The sequence below is a fragment of the Seonamhaeicola sp. ABD4_175 genome (genome assembly GCF_056160885.1).
The window spans coordinates 497,738-519,715 of sequence record NZ_JBSWYC010000003.1 but is presented as its reverse complement, the minus strand read 5'-3'; the positions used below and the strand labels follow the sequence as shown (position 1 = coordinate 519,715).

The window sequence follows — 21,978 nt, the reverse complement described above, 5'->3', positions numbered from 1 at the left end:
CAATATTATGGCAATAAAAGAATCTGAACTAATTTTAAATCCAGATGGTAGTGTTTATCATTTAAATTTAAAACCTGAAAACATTGCAGACACTATTATTTTTGTTGGTGACCAAAATAGAGTTGAAAAAGTAACAAAACATTTTGATACTGTAGATTTTGAAACTCAAAAAAGAGAGTTTAAAACACAAACAGGCACCTACAAAGGCAAGCGAATATCGGTTATTTCAACCGGTATTGGGCCTGACAATATTGATATTGTTTTAAATGAATTAGATGCTCTTGTAAACATAAATTTAGATACTAGGCAACCTAACAAAACACTTAAAAGTCTTGATATTATTAGAATTGGCACATCAGGTTCTCTGCAAAAAGATATTCCTGTTGATGCTTTTGTTTTAAGTGAATACGCTCTAGATTTAAACGGTATGCTCCATAGTTATCAAATAGAAAATATTAGCCATCCAGATATTGAAAATGCTTTTGTAAACCAAACTAATTGGAGTGCTAACAAAGCGCGCCCAATTGTTATAAAAAACAGTGAAACGCTTCAAAATAAAATAAAAAGCAACCAAACGTTTCTAGGCGTTACGGCCACGGCTGGCGGTTTTTATGCACCACAGGGTCGCGTACTAAGGTTACCTTTGCAAGATGAACTTCTTAATAAAAAAATTGATAGTTTTAATTTTAACGGATTGCGTGTTACCAATTTAGAAATGGAAACATCGGCCATTTACGGCCTTAGTAAACTTTTAGGGCATAATGCTGTTTCTATGAACGCTATTATAGCAAACAGAGCAACAGGTAATTTTAGTCAAAACCCATACAAAACCGTTGAGAATTTAATAACATACACCCTTAATAAAATTGCAGAATAATTAATGAAACAAGTAAACATTGGTGGTGTACCAGAGCATTTTAATTTAGCTTGGTACTTAACGCTAAAAGATGGTGAGTATAAAAATGAAGGTATTAATTTACGCTGGCACGACTATTATGGTGGTACAGGCGCCATGTGTAAAGCTTTAAGAAATAAAGATATTGATATAGCTGTTATTTTAACCGAAGGCATTATAAAAGATATCATTGCCGGAAATCCAAGCAAAATTGTGCAAACCTTTGTACAAACACCTTTAATTTGGGGTATTCACGTAGCAGAAAAATCAAAATATAAAACTGTAAATGATTTAAAAGGAACAAAAGCTGCAATTAGCAGATATGGTTCTGGGTCACATTTAATGGCTTACATAAATGCCGAAAATAACCAATGGAATTTAGAAAATGATTTAAATTTTGAAGTTATAAAAAACCTTAACGGTGCTGTTGAAGGTTTAACCAATGGTGATGCCGATTATTTTCTTTGGGAAAAATTTACAACTAAGCCTTTGGTAGATGACGGTACTTTTAGAAGTGTTGGCAACTGCCCTTCTCCGTGGCCTTGTTTTGTTATTGCTGTTAGAGAAGATTTTATTGAAAATAATGAAGCTGAACTCAAAACAATTCTAGATATCATTAATAACACCACAGCCGATTTTAAAGACATACCAAGTATTGATAAAACCATAGCGAACCGCTATGAACAAAAACTAGAAGATGTACAAGAATGGCTCACTTTAACAGAGTGGTCTCAAGAGGTTATTGATAAAAACACCATTGAAAACGTACAAAACAAACTGCTAAAACTAAACATAATACCCAATAAAGTAGACTACAACACATTAATTCATAAAATATAAAAAACAACTGTTAATTAAATTGAAAAATTTATAGCAGACATAACTAATTGTGTATTTTTGAATTGAAAATTTATATAAATAATGAAGAAAATTTTATTAATTACTTTAGTTGGTTTTGCATTTGCTTGCAAACAAGAACCTAAAGATTACGCAACACTTTCGGGTAAAATAACTAATAAAAATAGTGACTCACTATTAATTAGATCTAGAAATTTCACTAAAACCATACAGGTTAATGACGATGGAACTTTTAAAGATACTCTTAAAGTAGAAGCTGGTGTTTTCAACTTATTTGATGGAAAAGAATCTACCTATTTATTTTTAAAAAATGGTGTAGATATCAAAATGACTTTAAATACAGATGAATTTGATGAAAGTATAAGTTATACAGGTGAAGGTGCAGAAACTAGTACCTATTTAGCAAAAAAAGCATTATTGCAAGAAACCGCTTTAACTGCAGATTTGTTAGATTTAGAAGAAGATGCTTTTAAAAATAAAGTATCTGAAGTGCAAAAGCAATTCACTGAATTATTAGAAAATTCAAAAGGTTTAGATTCAACCATTCAAGCCAATGAAGCTACTAATTTAAGTAAAATGGAAGAGGGTTTACTTACGGCTTACAAGCAACAAAAAGCCATGGCAAGCCAATATGATGATTTAATTGGAAAACCATCACCTAGTTTTTCTAACTATGAAAACGCTAAAGGCGGCACTACATCTTTAAGTGATTTAAAAGGAAAATACTTATACATTGATGTTTGGGCAACTTGGTGCGGACCATGCAAAAGAGAAATTCCGTTTTTAAAGGAAGTTGAAGCAAAATATCACGATAAAAATATTGAGTTTGTAAGCATTTCTGTTGATGAAGGTCGTGGCTATAAAGGCGATACGCCCGAAGCTCGTTTAGCAGCAGCTAAAGAAGGTTGGAAAAAAATGATTGCCGATAAAAACATGGGTGGCATACAGTTATTAGCAGATAATGCTTGGAAATCAGAATTTGTACAAGGCTATAAAATTATGGGTATTCCTAGATTCATTATTATTGATCCAGAAGGAAATGTTGTTAATGCAGATGCACCAAGACCTTCAAGCCCAAAACTTATAGAACTATTTAATAGTTTAAGTATTTAAAAATTTCAATATAAAATAAAGTAAAGCCTCATTTTTTGAGGCTTTTTTTTATACCAAAACTTATTTGAAAAAAAATATTAAAACTTTATATTTGTTTTAAGCAGAACTTTCCCCTAGCAAGTTTTCTTTTAAGAATTTATTAATGCAAAAAACACTTTATAAAAGATGCCTTTTATTGAAGAAACCAACTTAGTTAACTTACATAAATTAATTGAAAAAGGAGAAAAAGATTTAGATCTTGCTTCACAAGAAATAAAAACAAAAACAAGTAAGTTACAAAACGCTTATTTTTTTAATAAAATGCTAATAATACTTGCTTGTATTCTGTTTTTTGGCCTTGTCTACGCGCTTTACTATTTCTATACTTTTAATAATGAAAACCAAATTGTAAACCATGAAATAGTAATAAAAAAACAACCTGAATTGCTTAATACAGCATTAAACACTAACACATATCAAGGTTTAATATACAGCGTACAAATAGGTGCTTTTGAAAAGTTTAATATAAAAACAATAGAAGAACATCAAGCTGGCGTTATAACCAAAAGCAAGGTTAATAATAATTACAAATATGCTGTTGGTAATTTTAGAAACTATAATGAAGCTTTATCTTTAAAAAAAGACTTAATAACTCTTGGTTTTAAGGATGCGTTTATTGTAGCTACTAAAAATGGTGAAAAATTACTTGTTAAAGATGCCTTGTTAATAAGTAATGAAACTATACACTAGTTTTTTGTATTGTTTAGTTTAAACAAAACCAGTGTATAGCTAAATTTAGTTTACTGTTGTGCTGCTGCTTCATCGCCTTCTTTAGGCGCTTGTTCTTGTTCTGGCTGTTTAAATAAATCAATAAAGGCTTCGCCTAAATAATCTATTATGTGGCTTGCTATTAAACTTTGATAACCATAATCGTTAACAGCAATATCTCCAGATTTTCCGTGTAAATAAACACCAAAAATACATGCAGCCAACGGGTTGTAACCTTGTGAAATTAAACCAGTAATAATTCCCATTAAAACATCACCCGTTCCTGCGGTGGCTAACCCCGGATTTCCTGTAGTGTTTACATAAAGTTTATCGCCAGCAACAGTAATGGTATTGGCGCCTTTCACAACAATAATAATTCTGTATTTTTTTGATAAAGCTTTGGTTTTTTTCAGTTTATCAAAATCGTCTTCCCATTTACCAACAAGACGCTCTAATTCTTTTGGGTGCGGGGTTAAAACAGTGTTTTCGGATAGTAATTTTAGTAAATCTTTGTTTTTTGCTAATATATTTATGCCATCGGCATCAATAACTAAAGGTGCTTTGTTTTCTTTTAAAAATTTTTCAAAAGCTGTTACTGTTTTGGTGTTTGTGCCTAAACCAATACCCAAGCCAACAACCGTTGGTTCAACATCAAACGCAATGTTAGTTATGTGAGTTTCACTATCATCTGTAAACACCATGGCTTCAGGAAATGAAGCTTGTAACACATTATAGCCACATTTAGGCACAAATGCAGAAACTAAGCCAGCACCTGCAGATAAACACGCTTTACTGGCCAAAGTAACAGCGCCAATTTTTCCATAGCTTCCGCCAATTATTAAACTATGGCCAAAATTGCCTTTATGCGAAAATTTATCACGCGGAACGTACATTGGCAAAACTTCATATTTACCAATTAATTCTACTTCGGTGTTAGTAGTTTGCACAAATTCGGCATCTAAACCAATATCTAAAACTTCCCACTGTACTGTGTACTTAGCGGTTTCAGGTAAAAAGAACACTAGTTTTGGGGTTGCAAAACTTAAGGTATAACCAGCATGTACAACATCATTTTCATTTTCGGGAACTTTATCTGTATGTAATCCTGAAGGAATATCAACCGATAATGTAAAAGCTTTTGTATTTCTAAAATGAACAAATAAGGCTTTAACCCAATCTACAACAGGTCTGTTAAGTCCAATACCAAAAACAGCATCAACAATAATATCATCAGGGTGAATTTCAGGAAAATCTTCTTCACACTTTAATAAAGTGGGCCAATTTTTAGTTACATTTTTTATTCTATCATAATTTATTAAAAAATCTTTTGAACGTTTATCACTGTAGTTTACAACATAGGCGTGCACATTGTAGCCATGTGTAATTAAATGCCTTGCTAATACCAAACCATCGCCACCATTATTTCCAATACCACAAAATACGTACACGGGTACTTGAGCACCTTGCATGCGCATGTGCATCCAGTTAAAAATTTGGGTGGCCGCACGTTCCATTAAATCGGTTGATGTAATATTTTGTCTTACGGCTGTAAGTTTATCTCCTTCGTAAATTTGTTCTTTAGAGAATATTTTCATTAATGTAATGTTTATTGAATTTCTAATTCTTTTGTAATAACGTTGAATTTCTTAAAATAAAAAGTGTTATGCTTAAGAATACTACAAAAAAAATGTTTTAGTTTTTTAATTTGGTTAAATGTAATACTTTTGGGTAATATTATAATAGCTTATAATGATTCATTTGAACCAAAATACGATGTTTACACGTTCTTTTTCTACTAAAAGAATCATTTCTATTATTGGTACAACTACAAACACAACTACCCTTTGGGGTTGTTAATTATATATACTTCGGGCTATCGTGTGATTTTTTCAACAAATCACGTTTCAATAAAATATTTACATAATCAATTTCATTAAAAAATGAAGGTTTTAAAATTTGGAGGAACATCTGTAGGTTCTTCAAAAAACATAAATAACGTAATAAACATTTTAGAAAACACCTCAAAAAACAGCAACGTAGCATGTGTTGTGTCTGCTGTTGGAGGCATTACCGATAAATTGTTATTAGCAGGTAAAAAAGCACAAAATAAAGAAGCAGACTTCGCCAATGTTTTTAATATTATAAAGCAAACGCATATTACCATTGTAAAGGAGTTAATACCAGAAAATAACCAAACGGTTATAGCTTATGTTGAAGAAAAACTTGAGGCATTAAAAAATTTATTAGATGGTATTTTTTTAATAAACGAGTTATCACCAAAAACATCAGATAAACTTGTGAGCTTTGGTGAGCTTTTATCGTCTTTCATTATTGCTGAAACCATGAAAAGTAGAGGGATATCTGCTGAAAGAAAAAATTCTCAAGAGCTTGTAATTACTAATGCTAACTTTACAAAAGCCGAAGTTAATTACAAAATTACCAATGAAAACATTCAAAATTACTTTAAATCGGCCTCACAAACAATTACCATTTTACCTGGTTTTGTTTCAAAATCTTTAAATGGAGAACAAACAACTTTAGGTCGTGGCGGATCAGATTTTACAGCAGCAATTATTGCAGCAGCTTTAAAAGTTGAGCAATTAGAAATTTGGACAGATGTTAGCGGTATGTTTACCACCAACCCAAAAATGGTAAAACAAGCCTACCCTATTAGCGAAATATCATACCAAGAAGCCATGGAATTATCGCATTTTGGCGCTAAGGTTTTATACCCGCCAACGGTACAACCTGTTTTAAATTTAGAAATTCCTATTCATATAAAAAACACTTTAGAGCCCGAAGCTGTTGGTACAATAATATCAAATAAAGCTACAAATGGCGCTAACCCTGTAAAAGGAATAAGCAACATTGGTAACATTGCTTTATTAACATTAGAAGGTAGCGGAATGGTTGGTTTTCCTGGATTTTCTAAGCGTTTATTTGAAACACTTTCTCAAGAAAAAATTAATATTATTTTAATTACCCAAGCATCATCTGAACATTCTATTTGCTTAGGTATTGAAGCTAAAGATGCTGTGTTAGCAAAAGAAGCTATTGATGCTACTTTTGAAAACGAAATTGCACTTAATAAAATAGAACCTATTATTGTTGAAGAACATTTGTCTATTGTTGCTTTAGTGGGCGATAATATGAAAAACCACCAAGGTATTAGTGGTAAAATGTTTAGCGCTCTTGGTAAAAACAACATTAATATTCGTGCCATTGCTCAAGGTGCTTCAGAAAAAAACATATCTGTTGTCATTGCCGAAAGTGATGTAAAAAAGGCATTAAACGTACTACACGAACAGTTTTTTGAAAGTAAAACAAAGCAACTTAATGTATTTATTACTGGTGTTGGTAATGTTGGTGAACGTTTAGTTGAACAAATAAAACAACAACGTAAATATTTAAAAGAAAATTTAAAAATAAACCTACGTGTTGCCGGACTTTCAAACTCAAGAAAAATGGTTTTTAATGAAAGTGGTTTAGATTTAAAAGACTGGAAAGACCAACTAAATAACGGAGAAAAAGCAACATTACAAGGCTTTTTGGAAAAAACAAAATTGCTTAATTTACGTAATAGTATTTTTGTTGATGTTACTGCCAACAAAAATGTTGCTAACCTTTACGCACATTATTTGCGTGAAAGTATTGCTGTTGTAGCATGTAATAAAATTGCCTGCTCTAGTGCGTTTTCAAACTACAAAGAGTTAAAACGTTTATCATTAAAATATAACGCGCCCTTTTTGTTTGAAACCAACGTAGGTGCAGGTTTACCTGTTATTGATACGCTTAATAACTTAGTAGCTTCGGGTGATAAAGTTAAATCTATTCAAGCCGTTTTAAGCGGAAGTTTAAACTTTGTTTTTAACAATTTTAATGATACCACTAAATTTTATGATGTTGTAAAACAAGCAGCAGCCGAAGGTTACACTGAGCCAGACCCAAGAATAGACTTAAGTGGTGTAGATGTGGCTAGAAAAATTTTAATTTTAGCCAGAGAAAGCGGTGTTGAAATGAATTTAGAAGATATTGAAAACACATCATTCCTTTCTCAAGCAGGATTAAAAAGTGACACGGTTGATGATTTTTATGAAACTCTTATAGCAGATGAAGCGCATTACCAGGCCTTATTTGCTTCTGCAAAAGCTAACAGTTGCCAACTAAAATATGTAGCAAAGTTTGATAACGGTAAAGCAAGCGTGAGTTTACAAGAAATTCCTGTTGGTCACCCGTTTTATAATTTAGAAGGTAGTGACAATATAGTAATGTTTTATACTGAACGTTACCCAAAACAACCTATGATTATTAAAGGCGCTGGTGCTGGTGCCGATGTTACAGCATCAGGCTTGTTTGCAGATATTATTAGACTAGCAAACAATTAAAAAATTATGGAATTACACAAAGAAAGTGATATTTCATGCTCTAGTGCCGCAGAAAATTATTTAATTGAAAACATGAACGAAATAAAAATTTTTTCACCTGCTACAGTAGCAAATGTTGCTTGTGGATTTGACGTTTTAGGCTTTTGTTTAGATACTGTTGGTGATACCATGGTTATTCGTAAGGTTGAAACTAAAGGTATTAAAATAACAAATATTGAAGGTTTCAATTTGCCTTATGAAGCCGAACAAAACGTAGCTGGTGTTTCAGCACTAGCCATGTACGAAGCTCTAGATATAGATTTTGGTTTTGAAATTGAAATTTATAAAAACATAAAACCTGGCAGCGGTATTGGTAGTAGCGCAGCCAGTGCTGTGGGTAGTGTTTTTGGTATGAACGAGCTTTTAAACCGTCCGTTTAACAAAACACAACTCACAGAATTTGCCATGAAAGGCGAAGCTTTAGCAAGTAAATGTGAACATGCAGATAACCTTGCTCCTGCTATGTTTGGTGGTTTTACTTTAGTAAAAGGCATCAAGCCTTTGCAAATTTTGGAAATTCCGAGTCCAGATAATTTGTTTGCAACTATTATTCATCCACAAATAGAAATAAAAACATCAGACTCAAGAGCTGTATTACCAAATGAAGTTTCGCTAAATGATGCTATAACACAATGGTCTAATGTGGGTAGTTTAATTCATGCCTTACATACAAGTGATTATAATTTGATTAAAGATTCTCTTCACGATGTTATTATAGAACCGCACAGAAGCAAACTAATTCCGCATTATCAAGAGGTTAAAAACAGCATGCTAAATGCCGGAGCATTGGGCGCTTGTATTTCGGGTTCCGGACCATCTATTTTTTCGCTTTGCAAAGGCGAGGAAACTGCAAAAAAAGTAGCAGAAGCTATTAAAAACGTATACAACTCTACTGGAATTGATTTTGATATTCACATATCTAAAATTAATACAAAAGGGATAAAAATATTGAATTAAACAAACCATGAATTATTATTCTCTTAATAAACAAGCACCAAACACAACCTTTGAAAACGCAGTTGTTAAAGGCTTAGCATCAGATAAAGGTTTATATTTTCCTGAAAGCATAACGCCATTATCAGACGATTTTTTTAAAAATTTAGACAAATTATCAAATGCAGAAATAGCTTTTGAAACTATTAAACAATTCGTATCACCAGAAATTCCAGAAGACGTTTTGAAAACTATTGTTGAAGAAACCTTGTCTTTTGATTTCCCTGTAGTAAGATTAAATGATAGCATTTCAACATTAGAATTGTTTCATGGTCCAACCATGGCATTTAAAGATGTTGGCGCACGTTTTATGGCGCGTTGTTTAGGTTATTTTAATAAAAACAATAATAATGAAGTAACTGTTTTAGTAGCAACATCTGGTGATACTGGAGGTGCTGTTGCAAATGGTTTTTTAGGAGTTAAGGGTGTAAATGTAGTCATACTTTATCCTAGCGGAAAAGTGAGTGATATTCAAGAAAAGCAATTAACTACACTTGGACAAAACATAAAAGCTTTAGAAGTTAATGGCACTTTTGATGATTGTCAAGCCATGGTTAAAACAGCTTTTTTAGATGAAGATTTAACTAATAAAATGCAGCTAACATCTGCAAACTCTATTAATGTAGCACGTTGGTTACCACAACTTTTCTACTTTATGTTTGCATACAAACAATTGTACAAAACGCATAACGATATTGTATTTTCTGTACCAAGTGGTAATTTTGGTAATATTTGTGCAGGTATGATGGCGCAACAACTAGGGTTGCCAATTAAACACTTTATAGCATCAAACAATGCTAATAACGTTGTAACACGTTATTTAGAATCTGCATTGTATGAGCCTAAACCATCTATTCAAACAATAAGCAATGCTATGGATGTTGGTGCGCCAAGTAACTTTATTAGAATACAAGAAATATATAAAAACAAGTTTGAAACATTAAAAGAAAACCTATCTTCATATTGGTTTACAGATGAAACAACTAAAGAAGCTATGTTAGAAATGTATACTCAGTATAATTATGTTGCAGATCCGCATGGTGCTGTTGGGTATTTAGGTTGTAAAAAACATTTAGAAACTAACCCAAATGCACATTGTGTATTTTTAGAAACAGCACACCCAACTAAGTTTTTAGATGTAGTTGAAGACGTTGTAAAAGAAAAACAACCTTTACCAGAACAAATTCAGGCTGTAATGGGTAAAACAAAAGTAGTCACCAAAATTGGCAGCTACAATGATTTAAAATTGTATTTACTTAACCGTTAATATACAACCGTTGAAAATTTATCTAAGGCTTCACCTATTAAGATGTGGCCTTTTATTATTTCAAAAGTTGCTTTATTTGCTGTGTCATCATTAAGCACTTTAACTAAAGTTTGTGCCACATCTGCTCTACTAATTTCACCATGCTCATTTAGTGTTTCTTCTAACTTAATTTTATGTTCAGCTGCATTATTTGTTAATGTTCCGGGGCGCACAATACTATAATTTAATCCGCTACTTTTTAAATATTCATCGGCATTATGTTTTGCTTTTAAATAGTCTTGTAATTTATTAGCTTCTTCGGGTTTATCAGCACCCATAGAGCTTAACATAACAAACTTTTTAATATTATTTGCTTTTGATGCATCAATTAATCGTTTTGCACCATCTTGGTCTACAGCAAATACATTTTTACCGCCAGAACCAGCAGCAAATAACACTTTATCTATGCTTGTTTCACTGTTAAATACATGATTTAAGTCTTCTTCTAAATCGCCTAAAACAGTTTTTATATTTTCATTTTCAAATTGCGTTTTTTGCTCTTCTTTTCTAACCATAGCAATAGGCTTAAAGTATTGCGATGCGTTTAATAAATTTACTATTTGTTTTCCTGTGGTGCCATTTGCACCGGCTACTAATATATTTTCCATATATACAGTATAACTTCAAACATATTAATTTCCAACAATTTAACGCTAATTAACCTGAGTTTAACAAGTATTAACAACTACAAATCACTAACAATTTAAAACAGAAACACTTGCATTACCTTATGGAATTCATATAAAGTTAATGTTAAGCATAGGTTTATAAAACCGAACAATTTTCGATACATTTGCCAAAATTTAATCTAAATAGTTGTTGAAATTATGAAAAATACCGCCTTAACATCAACTCATGAAGCTTTAGGTGCTAAAATGGTGCCTTTTGCTGGTTTTAATATGCCTGTACAATACGAAGGTGTAAATGCTGAACATGAAACCGTTAGAAATGCTGTGGGTGTTTTTGATGTTAGCCACATGGGCGAATTTTTAATTGAAGGAGAAACAGCTTTAGATTTAATACAAAAAGTAACAAGTAATGATGCCTCAAAACTAACAATAGGTAAAGCACAATACAGTTGTTTACCTAATGAAACTGGCGGTATTGTAGATGATTTAATTGTTTATAAAGTTAAAGAAAACACGTATTTATTGGTTGTTAATGCCAGTAATATTGAAAAAGATTGGAACTGGATTTCTAGTAAAAATGATGTTGGTGCAACCATGCGAAATTTAAGTGATGACTATTCTTTACTAGCCATTCAAGGCCCTAAAGCCGTTGAAGCTATGCAAAGTTTAAGTAGTCATGACTTATCGGCCATTAACTTTTACAACTTTATTGTAGGAGATTTTGCTGGTATTGATCATGTTATTATTTCGGCAACTGGCTATACAGGTAGTGGCGGATTTGAAATTTACTGTAAAAACTCTGAAGTAAAACAAATTTGGGACAAAGTATTTGAAGCCGGAGTAGATTTTGGCATAAAACCTATTGGTTTAGCTGCTAGAGATACTTTGCGCTTAGAAATGGGATATTGTTTATATGGTAATGATATTGATGATACCACATCGCCTATTGAAGCTGGCTTAAGTTGGATTACAAAATTCACTAAAAACTTTACTAATTCTGAAGCTTTAAAAGCCGAAAAAGAACGTGGTGCAAATCGTAAACTAGTAGCTTTTAAGTTAGATGAACGTGGTATTCCGCGCCAAGGATATGACATTGTAGATGGCAACGGCAATATTATAGGCAACGTAACATCGGGCACCATGTCTCCTAGCCTAGGTATTGGTATTGGTTTAGGCTATGTGCCTAAAGTTTTTGCAGCGGTAGATAGTAAAATTAACATTCAAATTAGAAAAAAAGCCATTCCTGCAACTGTAGTTAAATTACCTTTTTATAAGGGATAAATTGTTGTTGCTCATTAAAAATGAAAGATGAAAAACATAGCATATTAATACTTGGCGCTAGTGGTTTTATAGGCAATGCCATTTATAAAGAACTATGCTCTTATTTTAAAACTTTTGGCACTTATTGTACACCAAATACTCAATTAGAAAAAAATCGTCACTTTTTTCATTATAATTTTGAAGAAGATGATTTATATGAAATTCTGGAAATTGTAAAACCAACAATAATTATTTCGGCACTACGAGGCGATTTCTCCAAACAAGTACTACTTCATTTACATCTTTCTGAATACATAAGAGCCCATAAAATAAAAATAATATACCTATCATCAGCAAACGTTTTTGACGCTTATAGTAAATACCCAAGTTACGAAGATGAAAAAACGCTTAGCAATAGTATTTATGGGCATTTCAAAATAAAAATAGAAAATAATTTATTGCGTTTGCCCAAAAAACAAGTAGCTGTTTTAAGGCTGCCAATGGTTTTTGGTGCTAAATCTCCTAGAGTGCTTGAAATACTCAAAAACATCAATGAAAATGAACCCGTTGAAGTGTTTCCAAATTTAATTATGAATGTTACAAATATTGATAAATTATCACAACAAATACACTACATAATAAACCGAAACAAATATGGCGTTTTTCATTTAGGTAGTAATGATTTGGTACATCATGACGACTTTATTAATGAAATGATTCAAATTATAACACCAAAAAAAGCGCTTATAAAAAGAGTTTTTACAACAAATGATGAGCGTTATTTAGCAGTTTTACCAAAAACCAATAAGCTACCAAAACATTTACAAATTTATAGTACAAATGTTTTAGAAGATTTAAAAAAATAATTGATTTAAACAGCAATAATCAGTATTTTTAATCTGTTAATCAAAAAACACAAATAAAATGAGTAAACTATCGGCACAAGACATTGAAACAAAACTTTTACGTTTCCCAGATTGGGAATATTTTGATGATGCTATTCATGCTGAATTTGAATTTGATAATTTTAGAGACTGCTTTAGCGCCATGAGCCGTATAGCCTTTGAATGCGAAGCACTTAACCATCACCCAAACTGGAGCAACGTTTATAATGTATTAACAATATCACTTTCAACACACGATGCTAATGGCGTAACCGATAAAGATTTTAAACTTGCCGAGGCCATTGAAGCCATTGTAGAACCGGTTGATGAATAAATTTCACATCACAGAGTACAAAAACTACTAAAAATGCAATAATTTTTTAAATTTGCGCAACGCTTTAAAAACAACAACATTAAAGCGCAAAATAACTTTTAACTTAAATAGTATTATGGGAAGAGCTTTTGAATTTAGAAAAGCAAGAAAAATGAAACGTTGGTCTGCCATGAGTAAAGCCTTTACACGTATTGGTAAAGATATTGTTATGGCTGTAAAAGAAGGTGGCCCAGACCCAGACAGTAATTCCCGTTTACGCGCTGTTATACAGAATGCAAAGTCTGTTAACATGCCAAAAGATAATATTGAACGCGCTATAAAACGTGCAAGCGATAAAAGCCAAGGCGATTATAAAGAAGTACTTTTTGAAGGTTACGCGCAACACGGCATTGCTATTTTAGTTGAAACAGCAACCGATAATAATACAAGAACTGTAGCCAACGTACGTAGCTATTTTAATAAATGCGACGGAAGTTTAGGCACTTCAGGATCTGTTGTTTTCATGTTCGATCATACCTGCAATTTTAAAGTAAAAGGTGAAAATTTAGATTTAGAAGAATTAGAATTAGAATTGATTGATTTTGGTGTTGAAGAAATTTTTGAAGATACTGATGAAGATGCCGATGGAAACGAAATAACCAGTATTATGATTTATGCACCTTTTGAAAGTTTTGGTAAAATACAAGCGTATTTAGAAGAAAATAATATTGAAATTCTATCTTCTGGTTTTGAGCGTATTCCGCAGGTAACAAAAAAATTAAACGAAGAACAAGTTGCCGATGTTGAAAAACTTTTAGAAAAACTTGAAGAAGATGATGATGTACAAAACGTATATCATACCATGGAAGAATCTGCTTAATAATACTTCAATTTTTAAATTATGGAAACCGCAACACAACCCAACAAAACTATTAAATGGGGTATTATTGGTTGCGGTAATGTAACCGAAATAAAAAGCGGTCCTCCCTATAAATTAACTGATGGTTTTGATTTAGTTGCTGTAATGCGTCGTAATGAAGCTAAAGTAAAAGATTATGCACTGCGCCATCAGGTAAAAAAATATTACACGAATGCAGATGCTTTAATTAATGATACCGAAGTTGATGCTGTTTACATAGCTACACCACCCGATACACATAAGTTTTACGCTCTTAAAGTTGCTAATGCGGGTAAAATTTGTTGTGTTGAAAAACCAATGACACCATCTTACCAAGATAGCTTAGAAATTTATAACACATTTAAAGACAAAAATATTCCTTTATTTGTGGCATATTACAGGCGTTCTTTGCCTCGTTTTAAACAAATTAAAACATGGATTGATGCCGGTGAAATTGGTATTGTAAGGCACATAAATTGGCAACAATGCAAACCTGCAAGTGCACTTGATTTATCTGGTGAATATAATTGGCGCACCGATGCTAACATTGCTCCTGGCGGTTATTTTGACGATTTAGCTAGTCATGGCTTAGATTTATTTTCGCAACTTTTAGGTAACATTGTTAACGCTACAGGTTTTGCTACTAATCAACAAAATTTATACAGCGCAAAAGATGCCGTTACCGCAAGTTGGTTGCATGCTAATGGTGCTACAGGTTGTGCTTCATGGAACTTTGCTGCAAGTTTACATTTAGATACTGTTACTATTTATGGTAGTAAAGGCACTATTAATTTTGCAGTTTTTCATGAAAAGCCATTGGTTTTAACAACAGCCTCTAAAACCACAGCAATTGAAATAGAAAACCCTAAACACATACAGCAATTTCATATTGAAGGTATGCGCAATCAATTACTTTACAACAATTACAAGCATCCTTCAACAGGAAAAACAGCTTTACACACTAATTGGGTTATGGATAAAATATTAGGAAAACTCTAGTTTACAGCTTTCAAAACATTTCAATTTAACATTTTATTGTAACAATTTTGTTATTGTTTGGTTAAATTTGGTATCATTTTTAAAAAATGACATCATTTATACTTAATAATCAATTTCAATACATGAAAATCAAACTACAAAAACCAATTAAAATGCTATTGGCTGCTTTTGTTTTGGTAGCATTTTTGTCGCCCTTAAATATTTCGGCACAAAAGAAGAAAAAGAAAAAAAATCAGGCTAAAACTGAAGCTCCAAAACCAAAAGCTCCAAAAAAGAAACAAATTGCAGACTTTGTTAAGCGAAGCAAAAAAATGGAAGGTTTATTTACCATTTATCAAGATACAGTAAATGGAGCTTTACAAATGTTAATTTCTGAAGAGCAATTAGGTAAAGAGTTTATCTATTTTAGCCAAATAGCCGATGGTGTAATGGATGCTGGTAGAATTAATAGAGGTTCTTACAGAGGTTCAAAAGTATTTAAAATTAATAAGTATTTTGATAAAATTGAATTTGTTTATCAAAACACTTCGTTTTATTTTGATCCAACAAACCCTATCTCAAAATCTGAATCTGCCAATATAAGTGAAGGCATAATGGCAAGCTTAAAAATAGAAGCACATGATGAAAAGAAAGGCTTATACTTAATTAAAGCTAACGACTTATTTTTAAAAGAAACATTTGCAACAGTAAAACCTGCATCTAGACCAGGCACATCTCCTCTAGCCTTTAAACTTGGTAATTTAGATAAAAACAAAACTAAAGTAAATGCTATTAAAAACTACCCAGAAAATACTAATTTAAAAATTGAATATGTTTACTCTAACCCCTATGCATTAAACAGAGGTTCGGGTGCGGTTTCTGATGGTAGAAACGTAAGCATTAAAGTATTTCACAGTTTAATTGCAATGCCTGATAATGACTACCAACCTAGATTTGACGACCCAAGAGTTGGGTATTTCACCACGCAAGTTGACGACCAAACTACTACAAAAACTATTGCATATAGAGATTTAGTACACAGATGGAATTTAGTAAAAAAAGATCCTAATGCCGCAATTTCTGAGCCTGTTAAACCAATTGTTTGGTGGATGGAAAACTCAACACCTCATGAGTGGAGAGCAACTATTAAAGAAGCTGTTTTACAATGGAATAAAGCGTTTGAAAAAGCTGGTTTTAAAAACGCCATGGTTGTTAAACAACAGCCAGATGATGCAGATTGGGATGCTGGTGATATTAGGTATAATGTGTTGAGATGGACTTCATCTCCGCAACCTCCTTTTGGTGGTTACGGACCAAGTTTTGTTAACCCTAGAACAGGTGAAATTTTAGGAGCAGATATTATGCTAGAATATGTACATTTTACAAACCGTGTGTTTTATGACAAGGTTTACGAATTAGCTAGTGAAAATAAAGCCTTTGAAAACAACTCGCATGATGAACATAATCATAATTACTGTTCGTTTGGTGATGCCATGCATGAAGACATCATGTTTGCAAATGCTGTTGCTAGTGCTACGGGCGCATCAGATTTAGAAATGGAGCGTATAAAAAAAGAGTCTATGATGGCTTTAATTATGCATGAAATTGGGCATACTCTTGGGCTAAACCATAACATGAAAGCGAGTCAATTATTTTCTCCGGAACAATTGGCAACACCTGATTTTATTGAAGGTAAATGCTTAACAGCATCTGTAATGGATTATGCCACACTTAATATTACCAAAGACAGAAGCAAACAAGGGCAATATGATGACGTAGCTGTTGGTCCGTATGACGTTTGGGCTATTCAGTTTGGTTATACACCTTTTAAAAATGAGGCTGAAAAAAATCTATTATTGAACAGATCTACTGAACCAGAATTAATTTTTGGCAATGATGCTGATGATATGCGCGCTCCAGGTAAAGCCATTGACCCAAGAGTGAATACCAACGATCAATCTAGTGATGCTATACAGTATGCTATTGATAGAATAGAACTTTCTGATAATTTACTTCAAACAGCTAAAGAAAAATTTGTGAAAGATGGACAATCATACGAAGAATTAAGACGTGTTTATGGCTTATTAAGCGGACAAAGAAGTGGCGCTGCTAATATAATTTCTCGTTACATAGGCGGTGTGTATGTTGATAGGGCTATGGCAGGACAACAAGGCGCAACACAACCTTATACACCAGTTAGTTTAGCAGATCAAAAACGAGCAATGACCGCCTTAAAAAAATATGTTTTTGCGCCAAATGCTTTTAATACACCCAATGATTTATTCAACTATTTAGCTAAACAACGTCGTGGTTTTGATTTTATGAGTGGACCTGAAGACCCTAAAATTCATAGTCAAGTTTTAAGTTATCAAAAAAATGTGTTAAATCATATACTACACCCTAACACCTTACAACGTATAACAGATTCTGAACTTTATGGAAACCAGTATAGTTTATCTACTTTCATGACAGATTTAAATGATGCAATTTTTAAAGCAGATATTTATGGTAATGTAAATTCGTTTAGACAAAATTTACAAATTGAATATACTAATAGATTAATAAATATGTTAACAGGTAAACAATCTAGTAAGTTTACAAATACATCAAAATCTATGGCTTTATATAATTTGAAACGTGTAAGAGCTATGGCTAATACAAGTGGCAATACGGCATCTAGAGCTCATAAACAACATTTAAGAACCTTAATAGATAATGCTTTAAAAGAAATAAAGTAATACCTAAAAATGTTGACTATTAAAAAAAAGCTATTTCGTTTTAGAAATAGCTTTTTTGTTTTTTTACAGTGTATTAGTTTATGTTTCTTTTTAGGGACTAATTGTTTACTTTATGTTTCATTAACTAAGTACAACAAATAATAATCAAAATGTATGCCATAATTTATTAATTACCTGATATTTAAGAATATTCGGGTATCTTACCTTCAACATTTTTAAAAAAGTTTCGCATAAATTTAAAATCGTCTTCCTTATTTTTTGTTGGATAGAAAGGTTCAGAAATTTTATTTTGTTTGTTTTTAAAATCAAACGTAATCATTATAATGGGCACATGGGCTTCTTTAGCTATATAATAAAAACCAGTACGCCAATGGTTAACCTTTTTTCTGGTACCTTCGGGCGGCCATGGTTATTCTAAATTCATTATGCTTTTTAAAAATATTGGCAATGGCTAATACTTTATTTTCATTTGAAAACCTATTTACAGGTGTACCACCTAAAGCTCTAAAAAACCATCCGTAAGGAAATTTAAACAATGCTTTTTTTGCAATATAATTTGTTTTAACGTTAATTACAGAACGTAAAAGCACACCAATATAAAAATCGTGCCAACTAGTATGAGGTGCTGCTATTATTACAGCTTTTTTTATGGTGTTTTTGGAAAGCGTAACATTGCCTACAACTTTCCAGCGTAGTATTTTAAAGTAAATAAATTTTGATAGCCAGCGCATGTTACATTTTTTGGTAAAGCGCTTTTAACTTTTTGCGGGTAATTATTTTTTGCCAATTTTTACCTAAAGCATTTTCCCAAAGTGGTTTTAAATCTAATGAAATATCAATCATAGTATCAAAATCTGCATCAGATAAATTTGCACAAATACCTTGTGGTAATGTTATGTTGTGCAGAGCTTTCATTTCTTTAAAAAGTTTTACGCCTTCAGGATAAAATTCTTCTAAATGATCAAAAACAATACAGTTGCCAATACCATGTTTTGTTCCTAAAAGATAAGATAAGCCATAACTCATAGCATGCGCTACGCCAACTTGAGAATATGCGATACTCATACCACCATGCCATGAAGCCATCATAAGCTTTTCGTCGGCTTCAACTTGCGATAAATTATTATTTAAAAACACCTCTTTACAAAGTGAAAGTGCAATATCTCCATAACTTTGGCTAAAGGCGTTTAAATAAGTGCCGTTTAACGATTCTATACAGTGAATATAGCAATCCATACCTGTGTAAAACCATTGGTTTTTGTCTACGCCCTGTAATAATTCAGAATCTAAAACAACTTGGTCAAAAGGTGTGAAATCTGAATTTATTCCTAATTTTTTTTCTGGTCCTGTTAAAACGGTTGTTCTTGAAACTTCGGCACCTGTACCCGAAATTGTTGGAATACCAACGTGGTAAATGGCTGGGTTTTTAACCAAATCCCAACCTTGGTAATCTTTAGCTTCGCCTTCATTTGTAAGCATAATAGACACCGCTTTAGCTAAATCTAGTAGCGTACCACCACCAATACCTATAATGCCCGAAGGTCTTTCTTTTGTAGTTAAAATGATATCTTTAACAATGTTATCAACCTGCTCTGTTTTTGGTTCTTCTTTAGCTGAAACATATATTATTTTGTCATTATATGATAACGGTATTCTTGAAGTTAATTTACCATCTGTTTTAAAAACAGCATCTACTAAAAATATAAATGGAGCATTTATACTTAAGCGTTTGGGGTCTAATATTTCGCTTAATTGGTTGAAACTACCTCTGCCAAAAACAACTCTTGGCACCATTGGAAAGTTTTTATAACTCATTTACTCTAATTTCTTTTTCGAAATGTAAAAATAATACTATTTCTACGTTTATTGGTTTAAATTTTGTTGAAATTTCTCAGAAAAAAGCCCAACATGATAACCATCTACCAATGCATGATTTACATTTATAGATATATTCATGGTTAATTCTGATTGATTTTTAATTGCCTTACTAAATGATAATTTTGGAACAGACTCTAAAACACCCGAAACTGGCTCTTTATGACCCGAATAATACACCCAAGGTAATGCAGAGCAATGAATACAGTCTAAAGTATTTTTTGGAGGATACAAATCATTTGAATTTTCTATGCGTTGTTTTTCGCTTTCAATATTTTTTATGAAAGTTTGTAAGTCTGCATCAAAATCTATAAATGAAAATCCGTATGTATTATCACTACGCATTAAAGTAGCCGATGCATTTATAACATCATACTGTACCACATTGTTATTTTCTATTCTGTATTTTAAATTATCAACGGCATTAATAGCTTTCATACAATCATGTAAATATTTTGCAAAAAAACTAATGTTATTGTCTTTTGAAAACTGATATGCTTTGGTAACGTTAAACGGTATGGTTAATGCAAAATACGGATCTTTTAAACCACAAAAATGGTTGTAATGCGCTTTTCTGTTCCAGTTTTCAATATCTATAATTTTCACTAATCTAGTAAGTTTAAAAGTTCTTTTAGTGAACTTATTGTTTTGTATTCTTTTCCGTTGGTTTCGTTTTCGGTTACAAGTTCATGCGCCCAAGTTATATGAAATGGCACATGAATAGCATGCGCTTTTAGATTTACTAACGGAAGCACATCAGATTTTAAAGAATTTCCAATCATTAGAAACTGCTCTGGCTTTATATCTAAATGATTTAAAAGTTTGCTGTAATTAGCTTCTTTTTTATCACTTAAAACTTCAATATGATGAAAATACGATGTTAAACCAGATTTTTCAAGCTTGCGCTCTTGGTCTAGCAAATCGCCTTTAGTAGCTAAAATTAGTTTGTATTTTTTTGATAGTGTTTTTAAAACTTGCTCTACCCCATCAAGTAATTCAACGGGTTTATTGAGCATGGTTTTACCTATATTTAAAACCTGCTCCAGCTTTTTGTTTGAAATATTATAATTTGAAAGTTCTAGAGCAGCTTGCACCATTGATAGTGTAAAAGCCTTAACTCCATAACCGTAAAGCTCTAAATTAGCCATTTCCATTTTAAAAAGTTCTTGGTCTAATTTGTTAGGTGTTTCGTATTCAGACAATAATTTACAAAATGCCTCTTCGGCTTCTCTAAAATAGGTTTCGTTAACCCAAAGTGTATCATCTGCATCAAAACCAATAACTTTTATGTTTTTGTATTCACTCATATTTACTAACTATTTCCAAGCTTTTTTAGCCCGTTCTAAATCTTCAGGTGTATCAATTTCTATGCCTTGTACGTTTGTTTCAACCATTTTTATGCGCTTTCCGTATTCTAAATACCTAAGTTGCTCTAGTTTTTCTGAAGCTTCTAAAGTTAGCATTGGTAAGTTATAAAAATCTATAAGCGCCTGTTTTCTAAAAGCATAAACACCTTTGTGTTTGTAATATTTAACATTAACAGTTGTGTCTCTTGGATACGGAATTGGGCTTCTAGAAAAATATAATGCAAAGTTGAAAGTATCAATAATTACCTTTACCGTGTTAGGGTTATTTATTTCGTCTTCATCAGTAATATGTACCATTAACGAAGCCAAATCAACCGTTTTATCATTGTCATTTTTAAAAATTTGAATGAGTTTTGATAGTGATTCTTTATCTGTAAAAGGTTCATCACCTTGAACATTTATAACAACATCTACATCCATATTTTCAACTGCTTCAGCAATTCTATCACTGCCTGATTGATGTTCTTTTTTACTCATTATGGCCTTTCCGCCATTATTTACAATTTCATTATAAATAATATCACTATCTGTAACCACAAACACATCATCAAATAAATTTGTTGCAACTGTGGCTTGGTAAGTTCGTAATATTACAGGTTTACCATTAAGGTCTTGCATTAGTTTTGCAGGAAACCTTGTTGCGCTGTAACGCGCCGGAATCATTGAAATTATCTTCATAAATTAATTAATCAATTCGTCT

20 protein-coding genes are annotated in these 21,978 nt (G+C 32.1%); 13 read left to right on the top strand and 7 right to left on the bottom strand.

What is annotated here, in order from left to right; translation table 11 throughout:
• Positions 1 to 7: 7 nt before the first annotated feature.
• The 4 genes from ACXAG4_RS11990 (at position 8) to ACXAG4_RS11975 (ending at position 3,595) form a co-directional block, all read left to right on the top strand.
• Positions 8 to 877, top strand: coding sequence for a nucleoside phosphorylase (locus ACXAG4_RS11990; protein WP_475296315.1), 870 nt, complete (start codon positions 8 to 10; stop codon positions 875 to 877).
• Positions 878 to 880: 3 nt separating this feature from the next.
• Positions 881 to 1,735, top strand: coding sequence for a substrate-binding domain-containing protein (locus tag ACXAG4_RS11985; protein ID WP_475296314.1), 855 nt, complete (start codon positions 881 to 883; stop codon positions 1,733 to 1,735).
• Positions 1,736 to 1,816: 81 nt separating this feature from the next.
• Positions 1,817 to 2,866, top strand: a complete 1,050-nt coding sequence (locus tag ACXAG4_RS11980) for a TlpA family protein disulfide reductase (RefSeq protein WP_475296313.1) — start codon at positions 1,817 to 1,819, stop codon at positions 2,864 to 2,866.
• Between the two features lie 165 nt (positions 2,867 to 3,031).
• Entirely contained in the window at positions 3,032 to 3,595 is a 564-nt protein-coding gene (locus ACXAG4_RS11975) for an SPOR domain-containing protein (RefSeq protein ID WP_475296312.1), read from the top strand.
• A 50-nt stretch (positions 3,596 to 3,645) separates the two neighbouring features.
• Here ACXAG4_RS11975 and ACXAG4_RS11970 read toward each other — a convergent pair whose 3' ends face one another.
• On the bottom strand, positions 3,646 to 5,208 hold the full coding sequence (locus tag ACXAG4_RS11970) for an NAD(P)H-hydrate dehydratase (RefSeq protein WP_475296311.1): 1,563 nt from the start codon (positions 5,206 to 5,208) through the stop codon (positions 3,646 to 3,648).
• A gap of 345 nt (positions 5,209 to 5,553) precedes the next feature.
• Between ACXAG4_RS11970 and thrA the strand changes: the two genes are divergently transcribed.
• The 3 genes from thrA to thrC all read left to right on the top strand — a co-directional run bounded on the left by thrA (position 5,554) and on the right by thrC (position 10,297).
• On the top strand, positions 5,554 to 7,998 hold the full coding sequence (thrA, locus tag ACXAG4_RS11965) for a bifunctional aspartate kinase/homoserine dehydrogenase I (RefSeq protein ID WP_475296310.1): 2,445 nt from the start codon (positions 5,554 to 5,556) through the stop codon (positions 7,996 to 7,998).
• A 72-nt stretch (positions 7,999 to 8,070) separates the two neighbouring features.
• Positions 8,071 to 8,994, top strand: coding sequence for a homoserine kinase (locus ACXAG4_RS11960; protein ID WP_475296442.1), 924 nt, complete (start codon positions 8,071 to 8,073; stop codon positions 8,992 to 8,994).
• A 7-nt stretch (positions 8,995 to 9,001) separates the two neighbouring features.
• Positions 9,002 to 10,297, top strand: a complete 1,296-nt coding sequence (gene thrC / locus ACXAG4_RS11955; protein ID WP_475296309.1) for a threonine synthase — start codon at positions 9,002 to 9,004, stop codon at positions 10,295 to 10,297.
• Here thrC and ACXAG4_RS11950 read toward each other — a convergent pair.
• On the bottom strand, positions 10,294 to 10,944 hold the full coding sequence (locus ACXAG4_RS11950; RefSeq protein ID WP_475296308.1) for an SDR family oxidoreductase: 651 nt from the start codon (positions 10,942 to 10,944) through the stop codon (positions 10,294 to 10,296). The two genes, thrC and ACXAG4_RS11950, sit on opposite strands and share 4 nt — an antisense overlap.
• Positions 10,945 to 11,163: 219 nt before the next feature.
• On the opposite strand from ACXAG4_RS11950, the gene gcvT reads away from it, so the two are divergent.
• The 6 genes from gcvT (at position 11,164) to ACXAG4_RS11920 (ending at position 18,036) form a co-directional block, all read left to right on the top strand.
• Positions 11,164 to 12,246, top strand: coding sequence for a glycine cleavage system aminomethyltransferase GcvT (gene gcvT / locus ACXAG4_RS11945; RefSeq protein ID WP_475296307.1), 1,083 nt, complete (start codon positions 11,164 to 11,166; stop codon positions 12,244 to 12,246).
• A 20-nt stretch (positions 12,247 to 12,266) separates the two neighbouring features.
• Positions 12,267 to 13,091: a sugar nucleotide-binding protein gene (locus ACXAG4_RS11940; protein WP_475296306.1), complete on the top strand. Its 825-nt coding sequence runs from the start codon at positions 12,267 to 12,269 to the stop codon at positions 13,089 to 13,091.
• A gap of 58 nt (positions 13,092 to 13,149) precedes the next feature.
• The gene (locus tag ACXAG4_RS11935; RefSeq protein ID WP_147132780.1) at positions 13,150 to 13,443 is read left to right on the top strand and encodes a 4a-hydroxytetrahydrobiopterin dehydratase; all 294 of its coding nucleotides are present in this window, start codon (positions 13,150 to 13,152) and stop codon (positions 13,441 to 13,443) included.
• Between the two features lie 115 nt (positions 13,444 to 13,558).
• Positions 13,559 to 14,302, top strand: a complete 744-nt coding sequence (locus ACXAG4_RS11930) for a YebC/PmpR family DNA-binding transcriptional regulator (protein ID WP_475296305.1) — start codon at positions 13,559 to 13,561, stop codon at positions 14,300 to 14,302.
• 21 nt (positions 14,303 to 14,323) lie between these two features.
• Positions 14,324 to 15,319 carry a Gfo/Idh/MocA family protein gene (locus ACXAG4_RS11925; RefSeq protein WP_475296304.1) on the top strand — a complete coding sequence of 332 codons (996 nt, stop codon included), beginning with the start codon at positions 14,324 to 14,326 and terminating at the stop codon, positions 15,317 to 15,319.
• A gap of 86 nt (positions 15,320 to 15,405) precedes the next feature.
• Entirely contained in the window at positions 15,406 to 18,036 is a 2,631-nt protein-coding gene (locus ACXAG4_RS11920; RefSeq protein ID WP_475296303.1) for a zinc-dependent metalloprotease, read from the top strand.
• A gap of 374 nt (positions 18,037 to 18,410) precedes the next feature.
• Here ACXAG4_RS11920 and ACXAG4_RS11915 read toward each other — a convergent pair whose 3' ends face one another.
• From ACXAG4_RS11915 to kdsB, 5 genes are read right to left on the bottom strand one after another with little or no spacing between them, the layout of a single operon-like run.
• The gene (locus tag ACXAG4_RS11915) at positions 18,411 to 18,767 is read right to left on the bottom strand and encodes a 1-acyl-sn-glycerol-3-phosphate acyltransferase (protein WP_475296302.1); all 357 of its coding nucleotides are present in this window, start codon (positions 18,765 to 18,767) and stop codon (positions 18,411 to 18,413) included.
• A 1-nt stretch (position 18,768) separates the two neighbouring features.
• Positions 18,769 to 19,851, bottom strand: a complete 1,083-nt coding sequence (locus ACXAG4_RS11910) for an iron-containing alcohol dehydrogenase family protein (RefSeq protein ID WP_475296301.1) — start codon at positions 19,849 to 19,851, stop codon at positions 18,769 to 18,771.
• Positions 19,852 to 19,899: 48 nt separating this feature from the next.
• On the bottom strand, positions 19,900 to 20,517 hold the full coding sequence (locus tag ACXAG4_RS11905; protein ID WP_475296300.1) for a CatA-like O-acetyltransferase: 618 nt from the start codon (positions 20,515 to 20,517) through the stop codon (positions 19,900 to 19,902).
• Positions 20,517 to 21,218 carry an HAD family hydrolase gene (locus ACXAG4_RS11900; protein ID WP_475296299.1) on the bottom strand — a complete coding sequence of 234 codons (702 nt, stop codon included), beginning with the start codon at positions 21,216 to 21,218 and terminating at the stop codon, positions 20,517 to 20,519. Before ACXAG4_RS11900 ends, ACXAG4_RS11905 begins: the two co-directional genes overlap by 1 nt.
• 9 nt (positions 21,219 to 21,227) lie before the next feature.
• Positions 21,228 to 21,956, bottom strand: coding sequence for a 3-deoxy-manno-octulosonate cytidylyltransferase (kdsB, locus tag ACXAG4_RS11895; RefSeq protein WP_475296298.1), 729 nt, complete (start codon positions 21,954 to 21,956; stop codon positions 21,228 to 21,230).
• Positions 21,957 to 21,978: the final 22 nt, after the last annotated feature.